13 protein-coding genes are annotated in these 12,446 nt (G+C 64.9%); 3 read left to right on the top strand and 10 right to left on the bottom strand.

The genetic code is table 11. The features are described 5' to 3' along the window. The first annotated feature begins 118 nt into the window (after positions 1-118). The gene (locus BST47_RS11450; protein WP_083125665.1) at positions 119-1,294 is read left to right on the top strand and encodes an acyl-CoA dehydrogenase family protein; all 1,176 of its coding nucleotides are present in this window, start codon (positions 119-121) and stop codon (positions 1,292-1,294) included. Between the two features lie 9 nt (positions 1,295-1,303). Next, positions 1,304-2,086, top strand: a complete 783-nt coding sequence (locus BST47_RS11455; protein ID WP_083125666.1) for an enoyl-CoA hydratase — start codon at positions 1,304-1,306, stop codon at positions 2,084-2,086. 13 nt (positions 2,087-2,099) lie between these two features. Here BST47_RS11455 and BST47_RS11460 read toward each other — a convergent pair whose 3' ends face one another. The 10 genes from BST47_RS11460 to BST47_RS11505 form a co-directional block, all read right to left on the bottom strand. Next, positions 2,100-3,278 (bottom strand): sulfotransferase family protein, encoded by a 1,179-nt coding sequence (locus BST47_RS11460; RefSeq protein ID WP_234809667.1) that lies wholly within the window; start codon positions 3,276-3,278, stop codon positions 2,100-2,102. After that, positions 3,271-4,302 (bottom strand): quinone oxidoreductase family protein, encoded by a 1,032-nt coding sequence (locus BST47_RS11465; RefSeq protein ID WP_083125668.1) that lies wholly within the window; start codon positions 4,300-4,302, stop codon positions 3,271-3,273. The genes BST47_RS11460 and BST47_RS11465 overlap by 8 nt, the downstream gene beginning before the upstream one ends. Before the next feature lie 32 nt (positions 4,303-4,334). Then, entirely contained in the window at positions 4,335-4,970 is a 636-nt protein-coding gene (locus BST47_RS11470) for a TetR/AcrR family transcriptional regulator (RefSeq protein WP_083125669.1), read from the bottom strand. A 38-nt stretch (positions 4,971-5,008) separates the two neighbouring features. Then, on the bottom strand, positions 5,009-5,752 hold the full coding sequence (locus BST47_RS11475; protein ID WP_234809680.1) for an acyl-CoA dehydrogenase family protein: 744 nt from the start codon (positions 5,750-5,752) through the stop codon (positions 5,009-5,011). 68 nt (positions 5,753-5,820) lie between these two features. Then, positions 5,821-6,960, bottom strand: a complete 1,140-nt coding sequence (locus BST47_RS11480; RefSeq protein WP_083125670.1) for an acyl-CoA dehydrogenase family protein — start codon at positions 6,958-6,960, stop codon at positions 5,821-5,823. After that, positions 6,957-7,433 carry a nuclear transport factor 2 family protein gene (locus tag BST47_RS11485; protein ID WP_083125671.1) on the bottom strand — a complete coding sequence of 159 codons (477 nt, stop codon included), beginning with the start codon at positions 7,431-7,433 and terminating at the stop codon, positions 6,957-6,959. Before BST47_RS11485 ends, BST47_RS11480 begins: the two co-directional genes overlap by 4 nt. Next, positions 7,417-8,646, bottom strand: a complete 1,230-nt coding sequence (locus tag BST47_RS11490; protein ID WP_083125672.1) for a metal-dependent hydrolase family protein — start codon at positions 8,644-8,646, stop codon at positions 7,417-7,419. Before BST47_RS11490 ends, BST47_RS11485 begins: the two co-directional genes overlap by 17 nt. 2 nt (positions 8,647-8,648) lie before the next feature. Next, entirely contained in the window at positions 8,649-8,978 is a 330-nt protein-coding gene (locus BST47_RS11495; protein WP_083125673.1) for a hypothetical protein, read from the bottom strand. Beyond that, positions 8,971-10,302: an aromatic ring-hydroxylating oxygenase subunit alpha gene (locus BST47_RS11500; RefSeq protein WP_083125674.1), complete on the bottom strand. Its 1,332-nt coding sequence runs from the start codon at positions 10,300-10,302 to the stop codon at positions 8,971-8,973. Before BST47_RS11500 ends, BST47_RS11495 begins: the two co-directional genes overlap by 8 nt. A gap of 7 nt (positions 10,303-10,309) precedes the next feature. Next, a complete protein-coding gene (locus BST47_RS11505) occupies positions 10,310-10,849 on the bottom strand; it encodes a carboxymuconolactone decarboxylase family protein (protein WP_083125855.1) in 540 nt (179 codons plus the stop codon). Positions 10,850-11,110: 261 nt separating this feature from the next. On the opposite strand from BST47_RS11505, the gene BST47_RS11510 reads away from it, so the two are divergent. Next, on the top strand, positions 11,111-12,406 hold the full coding sequence (locus BST47_RS11510) for an amidohydrolase family protein (RefSeq protein WP_083125675.1): 1,296 nt from the start codon (positions 11,111-11,113) through the stop codon (positions 12,404-12,406). The last annotated feature ends 40 nt before the right edge of the window (positions 12,407-12,446 follow it).

Genomic DNA, 12,446 nt, shown 5'->3' on the forward strand with positions numbered 1-12,446 from the left:
GTCCTCGACCCCCTCGCGGCCAACGTGTCAGAGATTGTAACTTTCTCACGTGGAGAATAGTATTCTCCATTTACTGGTAACAGTAGTCTTACCAAAATTTTGATCCGCCGGGAGCACTGTGCAGCTGACCTTCGACGCTGACGTCGAGGCGTTCCGTGCGGAGTTCGTCGCGTTCCTCGATGAGCACCTGCCGCACGACGCAGAGGCGCTGGAACGGTCCGGGTCCAGCAGCCACGTTCCCGACTGGGCCAGACGCTGGCAACGGCTCTTGTTCGACAACGGCTGGCTGTGCCCCGGCTATCCGCCCGAGTTCGGCGGCCGCAACGCCACGATCCTGCAGCAGTACGTCCACCAAGAGGAACTGGCCCGGCGGCGGACCTACCTCACGTTCAACCCGCAGGGCGTCGGCATCATCTCCGCGTCGCTGATTTCATTCGGCTCCCCCGAGCAGCAGCGGCGCTGGGCGGTGCCGATCCTGCGGGCCGAGATGACCGCGTCGCTGGGAATGAGCGAGCCCGGCGCGGGCTCCGATCTCGCATCGTTGCGTACCCGCGCGGTCCTCGATGGTGACTACTTCGTCGTCAACGGGCAGAAGGTGTGGACGTCGGGCGCGCACGACGCGGACGTGCTGCTGACTTTCGTTCGCACCGATCCCAACGCGGCCAAACACAAGGGCATCAGCGTACTGATGATCCCGACCGATCTGCCCGGGGTGGTACGTCGCCCGTTCGCCTCGATGTGCGATGCGGAGGATCTCGATTTCAACGAGGTGTTCTTCAACGATGTACGGGTGCCCGCGGAGAACCTCGTCGGCCCGTTGAACGAGGGGTGGCGCGTCGCCAACGGATCTCTCGGCCACGAGCGGAACATGTTGTGGCTCAGCTATGCAGACCGGCTGGAGGAGATGGTCGAGGACTGGCGACCATCGTCGGCGTTGGACCGCGACCGCTTCGCCATGCTGGTCATGGACAACCAAGCGCTTCGCCTGCTCGGGTCGGTCGCACTGGCCAAGGCCGCGCGCGGCGACGAGGATCCGTCGGCGATGTCGGTGCTCAAGCTCCTCGGATCGGAGGCGTCGCAGTTGGCGGCGGAGTACGCGCTGTCGGCGGCGGGTCCTGACGCGCTGGCCTCACCCGGGTTCTCGGGCCCTTACAGCGCACAGCATCTCGATCTGTATCGCTCGGCGTGGTTCGAGCGCTATGCCCGCACCTACGGCGGCACGATCGCCGGCGGAACCTCTGAAATTCAACGCAACATCATCGCCCAGCGAGTGTTGGGCCTACCGAGAAACTAGGACTCAGCCGTGTACATCGACTACGAGGTCGCCGACAAGATCGGGACCATCACCCTCAACCGCCCCGAGGCCGCCAACGCTCAGAATCCGGAGTTTCTGGACGAACTCGACGCCGCGTGGACCCGCGCCGCGGAGGACCCCGAGGTGTCGGTGATCATCCTGCGCGCCAACGGGAAACATTTCTCGGCCGGCCATGATCTGCGTGGTGGCGGACCGGTACCCGACAAGATCACGCTGGAGTTCATCATCCAGCACGAGCATCGGCGCTATCTCGAGTACACGCTGAAGTGGCGCAACACACCCAAACCCTCGATCGCGGCGGTGCAGGGACGCTGCATTTCCGGTGGACTACTGCTGTGCTGGCCGTGTGACCTCATCCTGGCCGCCGACGACGCTTTGTTCTCCGATCCGGTCGTGCTGATGGGTATCGGGGGAGTCGAATACCACGGCCATACCTGGGAACTGGGGCCGCGCAAGGCCAAGGAGATCCTGTTCACCGGCCGGGCGATGACCGCCGACGAAGTGGCCGCCACCGGAATGGTCAACAAGGTGGTGCCTCGCGATCAGCTCGATGCCGAGACCAGGTCCCTGGCCGAGCAGATCGCGAAGATGCCGACTTTCGCTCTGCGGCAGGCCAAACGCGCCGTCAATCAGACGTTGGATGTGCAAGGCTTCTACGCGGCCATCCAGTCGGTCTTCGACATCCACCAGACCGGCCACGGCAATGCGCTGAGCGTCGGCGGCTGGCCCGTTCTCGTCAATCTCGACGAGATGAAGGCCAACATCCAGTAGCGCCTCCCCGGTCTCAGGCGCGGCTGGTTTCCGAGGGGACGTCGTATCGCTTGATGTAGTGGGCGAACCGGTCCGAGATCTCGCCGGCCTGCAGCCCGTAGTCCTCGAGCCGATATCCGTGGGTGCCGAAGCGGCCCTTGGGATTCGCCGCGACGGATGCGGTGACGGCGGCGCGACCCTGCTCGTCGAGTTCCTGTCCACAGGCGGCGTAGATCTTCTCGACGGTACCGATCGGATCGCTGACGAGGTCGGCGTATTGGACGTCGACGATTTCCCGCTCGGGATGCGCGTGTCGAAAGTCTTCGCTGCGGTCGATCGACTCGGCCAGCAGGTCGGTCCAGTGCTCGGCGATGTACGCGGTGTGGTCGGCGTCGCTGAACGTACCGGTGAGCGTCGATATCAGGCTGCATGCCGATGCGCACAGCACCGTCGGATCACGATGCAGAAGAACGAGTTTGGCATCCGGGTACTCCGCGGCCAGCGCCGGTAGCGCGATCGCGTGGTTGGGGCTCTCCAAGGTCCACCGGCCGCGGCGGCCGCCGCTCTGCAGCACCTGTAGCACCCGCCGGTGGTAGGCGTATGCCGATGTGTAATCCGCGCCGAGCAACCACCGACTGTAGTCGGGCACGTTGGTCATCGCCTCCCAGGTCAGGCTTTTGAAATCCTGGCCAAGAAGCGTGATGCACTCGGTCGGTCCCTCGGCGTCCTCGTGATGGACGATCCTCATCTGCGGATTCAGCGACTCGAGCATCTCGATGGCCTCGTTGGCGGCATCGACCCGGGGGCCGCGGCGGTAGTTCTCCGGCGACGGCGGCGGCACGCTGTCGGCGGCCTCCCATCGCAATAGCGCGCGGTTCGCGGGATCCTGATCGAGCAGTTGGCTCAGGAACGTCGTGCCCGCGCGGAACAGGCCGATCACCACCAGTGGCGCACTGATGGGTTCGTCGCGGATGGCGGGGTTCCGGTTGAGCCAATCGTGAATGCGCAACCGATTGGCCAAGCCACCGACGATATTCTGTTCCAACGCAAATCGACCGATGTCGTTGAGCTTGGCTTGCTCGGCGACCGACGCGCAGAGCACCGTCAGCCCTTCGACGAAGTCGGCGGGTCCGAAGTCGTCGGACCCAGCGGCTTCGACCGCAGCCGACATCACGGCATCCGGGTTCAGCCCCGGCGCTTGGGTGCTAGTCACCCGCGACCCTGACGACCGTGCGACCGATCGTGCGCCGTCGCTCATGGTCGTCAAGCGCCGCCGCTACCTGGTCCATGGTGATCGTGCGCCCGACCACCGGCCGAACCGACCGGGCGGAGACCAGTTCCAGGAGCGCGGCGTGCACCTCGCGGCCGACCTCGGCTCCGAACATGTTGAGGCCGAAGCGACGGAAATCGACCGGCAGCTCGCCGTAGCCGAGGATGACGCCCAGGATCGAAAAGTTCCCCATCGACACCTTGCGCAACGGACGGCCGGTGAGTCCCGCCTGCGGATCATCATTGAAACCGACTGGCAGGTAACGGCCTTCGCGGGCCATGCACGTCCATACCGTCTCGGTGAGCTCGCCGCCGACCAGGTCGACCGCGACGTCGACGCCTTGTTGGTCGGTGCGTGCGTTCACCTCGTCGAAGAGGTCGGCGGCGGTGCGGTCGATGAAGGAGGCGCCCAGTTGCTCACATAGCCGTCCCTTGTCGGGACCGCCCGCGACGGCGATGACGTTGGCACCCGCGGCGACACCGAGCTGGATGACCGCCGTCCCGACAGCGCTCGCACCGCCGACGACGAGCAGCGTCTCGCCCGCAGCCAGCTTCGCGCGCCGGTGCAGCGCCAGGTAGCCGACGTGGAAGGGCAACGTGAAGGCCGCTGCGAAGACATCGTCGAGATCCGCTGGTGCGTCGAATGTTCCGGTCACGGGCGCCACCGCAAACTCGGCCATACCGCCCAGCGACTGTTTGGTCATGGCCACCACTCGCCGACCCACCCATTCGGTCGCACCCTCGCCCGCCGCGTCGACCACGCCGCACACGTCCATGCCGAGGGTGAACGGGATCTGGCCCATGACGCTGGCCACGGTGCCGCGGCACCGGGCGATGTCGCCGAAGTTCACCGAGGCCGCCGACACCGCGATGCGGACCTCGCCGGGACCGGCCTCGGGGGTCGGAACGTCGGCGACTTCAAGTGCTTCTGTGGGATCGCCGTGCTTGACGACGCGCACTGCCTTCACAGCAAGCACGGTAATAAGCAGGGTTGCTTATGTCAACGAGCGGTGGGCGCGGCCAGCGCGGCGGCGGCCATCGCCACCAGGTTCGCGACGAACGGTTCGTGCTCGAGCTGTGGTCGACTATGCCGTGCCCGTCGCTCGAGCAGCCGTGCGCGGTCCGCTATGGCCCGGAGGATGAACATCACCATCAGCGAAAATCGTTCGGTGCGAAGCTCATCGGTGAGGTGTCCGGTGCGCTCGGTCAGCAGCGCGAACACGTCGTCACCGCCGGTGCTGGCCAGCACGGCCTGCAACTCCGCGCTGTATTGCGCCCGGTCCTCACCGGTGAGCTCGGCGATGATCAGCAGGCAGCAACGTCCGCGCCAGCCACTGTCCGCGAGTTCGGCAGCGGGCCGGACGAGCGCTTCGATGACGGATTCGAGCCCCGCCCGGCGCCTGGCTACCTCGAGCAGTTCACCTTCGCGGCGGGCGAGGAACTCCGCGTGCCGCTCGATGACCGCGCACAGCACACCGTCACGTGAACCGAAGTGGTAGCGCAGTGCCGCACGGTTGCGCTGCCCGGCCTGACGGGTGATGTCGATGAGGGAGGCGTTGAAGACCCCGTCGTGAGCGAAGGCGCGGGCTGCGGCGTCCAGCAGTCCCGCCCTGGTCTTCGACGCGTCGGGTGGCACCCGTGAAGTCTAGGGTCCGGCCCCCGGCAACGGTGGGACTAGAGGTGGGCGAGGCGGGGGACCGAGCCGCGGGCGCGCAGTCCCGCTCCGGCCCTGCGCGTGAGTTCTCTTGAGCTGCCGAGCAACCCGTCGAGAACCAAGGCACGCTCGATGTGGCGGTGCAGTTCGTGTTCGGCGGTGAATCCGATGCCGGCCAGCACCTGCTGGCAGTGTTTGGCCGCGGTGAGCGCCGCCTTCCCCGCGGCCGCCTTGGCCAGCAGCGCGGTCAGGTCGGGGTTGTCGTCACCGGGTAGGGTCAGCGCCGCCTCGGCTCCTTCGATCGCCACGAGTGTCTCGGCGAGCCGGTGCCGGATCGCCTGGAACGACGCGATCGGCCGACCGAACTGGACACGGTCCAGCGCATGCTGGCGCGCGAGGGCCAGCATCGCCCTGGCGCAACCCGCCAGCCACCAGCCGACCGCGCGTCGCGCGTCGGGCAGTCGAGGATGCCCGCCCTCTTCGACCCGCCGCAGTGGCAACCCGCCCAGGGCTGAGCTCTCGTCGGCGCAGGTGTAGTCCCACACCACCCAGCCGCCGCCCGCGTATGGCAGCGCCGGATTCGAGCCCTCGTCGGGGCTCGAGGCGAGCAATACGACATCGTTGAGAACCGAAGCGTGCGAGCCGGTTTCGCCCAGTAGGCGGAACACCAGCGGGATCGCCACCTCGGACATGTCGGACAGCATCTCGGACCAGCCGAGCTCAGCCAGTGCCGCATCCAGTTCGGTGCCGGAGGTGGACAGCATTGTCTTGCGCAGGCCGTCTTCGAGCAGGTCGAGTGATTGGGCGTCCCATTCCGATTGTCCGGCCACGGTCACTCCTTCCCGAGGTCGAGCAGTCGGCGGGCGATGATGTTGCGCTGAACTTCGGCGGTGCCGCCGTAAATCGTGGCGGCCCGCGAATACAGGTACTCGGTGCGCCACTCGGTGTCGTCCAGCTCGATGACACTCGGGAGCAGGTCGTGCGCGGAGTCGTAGAGCTGCTGTTCGGCACCGGCCAGTAAGACCTTGTCGATCGACGTGTCCGGGCCGAGCTTGTTGCCGTCGGCCAACCGGAGCTGGGTGGCCCGCGAGCGGCAGCGCAACATGTGCAGGGCCAGATATGTCTCGCCCAGCTCCGAGTCCACCGACTGGCCGACGTTCTTCACCTCGCCGACCAGTGCGTCGAACCGCGAGTACAGGTAGGCGATGCGCTGCCAGAAGCATGTCGAACGCTCGTAGGGAAGCAGGTCCATCGCGAGTTGCCAACCGTCGCCGGGGTTTCCGAGCATGCGGTCGGCAGGAACCACCACGTCGTCGAAGTACACCTCGCAGAATTCGTCGACGCCGTGCATCGTGCGCAGGGGGCGGACGTCCACGCCGGGGCTGTCCATGTCGACGAAGAAGGCGGTGATGCCCGAATGCCCGGGTCCCGTTCGGGTGAGAAGCACGCAACGCTTGGCGTACTGCGCGAAGCTCGTCCACACCTTCTGGCCGTTGATCACCCAGTCCCCGGTCGCGCCGCGCTGTTCGGCGCGCGTGGCAAGGGATGCGAGATCACTACCCGAGCCGGGCTCGGAGAAGCCCTGGCACCAGGTCTCCTGGCCGGACAGTAGTCGAGGCACCATCTCGGCGGCGAGTTCGGGGCGCGCGTAGTCGATCATCGTCGGGGTCAGCACTTCGAGCATCGAGTACGGTCCCGGATCGTCGAGACGACGGCCGACGACCTCTTCGCCGACGATTGCGCGCAGGATCATCGGGCCGCCGAGGCCGCCTGCGGATTCGGGCCAGCCCCAGCGCATCCAGCCGGCGTCGTAGAGCTCCTTCAGCACGCGCGCGTGCTGCGCCTGGTGGGCGTCGAGCGAGTGGTCACCGGGCGGCGGGGTCAGGTCGTGGCTGTCGAGCCATGCGACCAGTTGTGACCGGAACTCGGCGACTGTCTCGAACTCGGTGCCAGCCGTCAGTTCGCTGGTCATCCAGCCTCCGGAGGCGCCCCGGCGGCGACGTCGGCCTCCGGCCGGCCGATCGCGTGGGGTCGGCCGGAGTCGTGCTCGCCGCTGCGCCGGATGAACGTCATGGCGCGGGTTTTGAGCCGCCAACCGTCGGCCGTGCGTAGGTAGGTGTCCTTGTAGTAGCCGATTCGCATGTCGTGCTTGGAATGCTCGATGAAGCACAGCGGCTGTGTCCCGGTGGCGGCGTCCGGGTTGTCGGGGTCGAGGTCGATAAGCGCGGTGCCCGTCATGAACAGGCCCTTCGGGGCCGCATCGACCAACTCGGGAAAGCGGGCAAGGGTGTAGGTCGAGCCGAACGCGCTGTAGGTGCCGTCGGGGGTGAAAACGGAGATCAGGCCCTCGATGTCGCCTTGGGTGATGGTGACGGCGTATTTGGCGAGCGTCTGCTGGATCTCGACCAGATCCTCGATCCGCTGTTGACTAGGTGACACTGTCATGTCGGTAGGCCTTACCGCCCTTCATTACAAAGCTGACGTCTCGTGTAACGCCGATATCGGCGAGCGGATCTCCGGGCACGGCGATGATGTCCGCCAGATACCCCTCGGCGATGCGGCCGAGGTCCGGTTTGTCGATCAGGTCGGCGGCGACGACGGTGGCCGCGCGCAGCACCGCCGCCGGCGGCATGCCCCAGTCGACCAGGGTGACGAGTTCATCGGCATTCTTGCCGTGCGGGATCGCCGGGGCGTCGGTGCCGACGGCAATCTTCACCCCCGCCTCGTAAGCCGCCTTGATCGAGGTGCGCGCCTTGGGGAACATCTCGGCGGCCTTGTCCTGCAACTCTTTCGGAGCATTCGACACGTCCATCGCCTCGGCCAGCCTCCGGGTGGTGACCAGGAAACGGTCATTGTCCACCAGCATCTGGATGGCCTCGTCGTCCATCAGGAAACCGTGCTCGATGCAGTCGATACCGCACGCCACGGCGTGTTTGACCGCCTCCGCGCCGTGGGTGTGCGCGGCGACCTTCAGTCCGCGCCGGTGTGCCTCGTCGACGATGGCGAGGAGTTCCTCGTCTGAATAGTGTTGTGCACCAGCTTCTCCGGTCAGCGACATCACCCCGCCCGATACGCACACCTTGATCAGCTGGGCGCCGTGCTTGATCTGATAGCGCACGGCCTTGCGGATCTCGTCGACGCCGTTGGCGATGCCCTCCTCGACCGTCAGCTCGAGCGCGCCGGGCATGAACGCCGCGAACATCGTCGGGTCGAGGTGGCCGCCGGTCGGAGTGATGGCGTGACCGGCGGGCACGATGCGCGGACCTTCTATCCATCCCGCGTCGATGGCCTTACCGAGCGAGACGTCGAGCAGGTATCCGCCGGTCTTGACGAACAATCCGAGGTTGCGCACCGTCGTGAACCCCGCGCGTAGCGTGCGGCGAGCGTTGCCGACCGCGCGTAGCACCCGGATCGCCGGATCGTCCTGTACCTGAGACAGACCGGGGGTTTCGCCCCGCCCGCCCATGAGGAGGTTGACCTCCATGTCCATCAGGCCGGGCAGCAGGATGGCATCACCGAGATCGATGACCTGATCGTCGGCACCCTGAGATCCCTCGCCAAGGCCGACGATCCGACCGTCGTCGATGCGGACGATTCCCGGCCGGACGATCTCTCCGGCGTCGACGTCAACAAGACCCGCTGCTTTGAGGGTCAGCACGCTCAGACCACCGGCTCCTTGATGAGATTGATGTACGCGGCGCCGCTGTCGAGCACCCGGGGCTGCTTCCACACCTCGACGGGAAAGCTCACCATCACGATCGACTGGCCAAGGTGCACCAGAGCCTTCGCGTCCTCCGGCATTCCCTTGAGCGGGAAGCGGGCGTCGACGTAGACCATGATGTCCTCGAGCCTAGCCATGCCTGCGTCGTAAAATTCCTGCATCTCCTCCATCGAGGAGTTCAGCCGCTTCTGGTAGCGCTCTTCCTCGGTCGGCAGGCACCAGTCGCTGAATCGCTCGAGATCCGCGAATTCCTCTGGAAGCTTAGACATTTGCAGCGTCTTTCTCATCTGAAGCGGCGTGCTTGCCGTTCGAACCTTTGCCATTCAGGCCAGCCTTGTACCGATCGACGTACTTGTGCGCGGTGTGGTGCAGGTGGCGCAGCAGAATTTCCTGGTCGCACAACGGGAAGTCGAGAACGGCGCGGGTACCGATCTGCGTCTGGGTGGCTTCCAGCGTGTTGGCGTCCTGGAACGCGTACTCCTTGAACGTCACCGCCGCCAGTTCCTGGGAGAGCCGTTCGCGCAGGTTTTTCGGTGGCACGAAGTACAGGTCGGCCTCGAAGATGTGGGTGTCCACACCTGTGGGCCAGTAGTTGTACGTCAGATACCAGCCCGGCACCCAGAAGAGCAGGGTGAAGTTCGGGAAGAACTCGAACGAATCCTGGCCCCACGTCTTGTGGCGGCCCGGGTTGATGGCCGGCGGCAGTTCGTCGGGCAGGATGCCCTTGATCTTCGGGCGGTCCCACGGCCCGAACAGGCCGCTGTGCAGGATCCGCTCGATGGGCTTGACCATGTTCAGGTCCTTGGGCGGGCTCATGCCGCCCCAGGACGAGATCATCGAGTGGTCGCCCTTGATGTCGTAGTGCAGCGCCTCGAAGCCGAACTTGGCCAGCTTCTCGGCCTCCTCCTTCTCCGCCTGCTTCATGTGCAGGATCGGTGCGTGGTAGAACTCGACGAAGGCGTCGATGAACAGCTTCCAGTTCGACTTGACCTCCGAGCGATAGCTGTAGTGCTCGGTCATCTCGTGGAAGGGATAACCCTTCAGCCCTTGGCCGAACTCGCCCAGGTATTCCTCGAGCGAGACCGCGTTTTCGTCGAAATTGACGAAGATGAACCCCTCCCACACCTCGCAGCGCACCGGCTTGAGCGGATAGTCCGCCTTGTCGATGTCGAAGAACTCCTGCTCCTGCTGGATGAAGGTCAGATCGCCTTTGAGGTTGTAGCGCCAAGCGTGGTACTTGCAGACGAATTGACGACAGGTGCCGGAGACTTCTTCGCCGGGGTAGTCGTTCCACACCAGCTTGTTCCCGCGGTGACGGCACATGTTGTAGAACGCACGGATCTGGTCGCCGTCGTTGACGATGACGATCGACGTACCCGCTCCGACCGATGGCAGCTCACGGGTGATGTAGCTGCCCTTCTTGGGAATCAGCTCCACTCGCCCCATCTGCAGCCAGGTCTTGCGGAAGATGGCCTGTTGCTCCAGCTTCCAGTGCTCGGGATCGATCGAGTCTTCGTAGTTGACCGGCGCAGTGCCCAGCTCGGGCCAGTTCTCGGTCCAACTACCGACATCGGGCTTCTTGAAAAATGCCACGGTTTGTCTACCTCTCTGCGTGCTTTTCGGAGTCGGGTTCCACGCCAAAAGTGTTGATGGCCATGGCGAGTGCGCCATAGCAGCCGATCGTGAAGACGAGGTCCATGCGTTGACGCTCGTCGAGGTGCTCCGAGAGCGTCGCCCATGTGGCGTCGGAGATCTCCGACTTGTCCTCCAGTTCGTCGACTGCCGCAAGGACGGCCCGGTCGAGTTCGTCGACGGCCTCGCCGCGCTGGATGCCGTCGATGACGTCATCGGACAGGCCGGCCTCACCGCCCATGCGAACGTGGTGGCGCCACTCGTACTCGCAATTGCGGCGATGCGCGACGCGCAACACCGCCAGCTCGCGTAGCCGGTCCGGCAGGGTCGATCCGTACAGCAGGTGGAAGTTGAATCGTAGGAACGCGCGCGTCAGCTTGGGATGACGGACGAGCGTGGCCAGCAGATTTCCGGCCGCCTCCGGGTTGCGGCGCTCAGCGGACATGGTCGACAACGCCTCGTGGACGCTGTCATCCCATTGGTCCGCGGGGAGCGGGGGCACACGCACCGGGTGCTTCCTCTCGTTCACGAGAATCAGGTTCTCATATTTCGCCAATAGATTTCCACTTTTCCGGCCGATGGTCAATCCCACCGTCCGGATGTGCGGGTCGGTGGCCTGCCACTTATGGTCCAACGGCGCAGCTGGAAGGCCATGCGGGTCGTTTCGGACATTGATTCTCGCGCCAAGAGAAGCTAGTTTCCTCAGATAGAGAACCAGACTGGGTAACTAGTGTGGGTGCTATCACAGATTTCGACGGAGGGAACAGGCATGAACAAAGAAGACATGATCCTGATCAGCGTCGACGATCACATCGTCGAGCCGCCGGACATGTTCAAGAACCATCTGCAGAAGAAGTACCTGGATGAGGCGCCGCGGCTGGTGCACAACCCCGATGGTTCTGATACCTGGCAGTTCCGCGACATCGTCATCCCCAATGTCGCGTTGAACGCGGTGGCGGGTCGGCCGAAGGAGGAGTACGGGCTGGAGCCGCAGGGTTTGGATGAGATCCGCCCGGGTTGTTACAAGGTCGACGAGCGGGTCAAGGACATGAACGCCGGCGGCATCCTGGGCTCGATGTGTTTCCCGTCGTTCCCGGGCTTTGCGGGCCGGTTGTTCGCCACCGAGGACCATGAGTTCTCCCTGGCTTTGGTGCAGGCCTACAACGACTGGCATGTCGAGGAGTGGTGCGGGGCGTATCCGGCGCGGTTCATCCCGATGACGCTGCCGGTGATCTGGGATGCCGAGGCGTGCGCTGCAGAGATTCGGCGCAACGCCAAGCGTGGCGTGCATTCGTTGACGTTCACCGAGAACCCCTCGGCCATGGGCTATCCGTCTTTCCATGACTTCGATTACTGGAAGCCGATGTGGGATGCGCTCGTCGATACCGACACGGTGCTCAACGTCCACATCGGGTCGTCGGGCCGGTTGGCCATCACCGCGCCGGATGCCCCGATGGACGTGATGATCACCCTGCAGCCGATGAACATCGTGCAGGCCGCCGCGGATCTGTTGTGGTCCAAGCCGATCAAGGAATACCCAGATTTGAAGATCGCCCTGTCCGAGGGTGGCACCGGCTGGATTCCCTACTTCCTGGAGCGTGCCGACCGCACGTATGAGATGCATTCGACGTGGACGGGACAGGACTTCGGCAAGCAGAAGCCGTCGGAGGTGTTCCGCGATCACTTCCTGACCTGTTTCATCTCCGATCACGTCGGGGTGCAGCTGCGCAACGACGTCGGTATCGACAACATCTGCTGGGAAGCCGACTACCCCCACTCCGATTCGATGTGGCCCGGGGCCCCCGAGCAGCTCGACGAGGTCCTCAAAGAGCACCACGTCACCGACGTCGAGATCAACAAGATGACCTACGAGAACGCCATGCGCTGGTATCACTGGGACCCGTTCACCCACATCACCAAGGAACAGGCCACCGTCGGCGCGCTACGCAAGGCCGCCGAAGGCCACGACGTCAGCATCCAGGCGCTGTCCAAGCACGACCACGGCGGCGCGAGCTTCGCCGACTTCGCCGCCAACGCCAAGGAATTGACCGGCAACAAGGACTGAGTCCCACAGCGAATTCGGCGTGCCTGGTAACGCTCAACGA

The sequence above is a fragment of the Mycolicibacterium tusciae genome (assembly GCF_002086795.1).
In the GTDB taxonomy this organism is placed as follows: domain Bacteria; phylum Actinomycetota; class Actinomycetes; order Mycobacteriales; family Mycobacteriaceae; genus Mycobacterium; species Mycobacterium tusciae.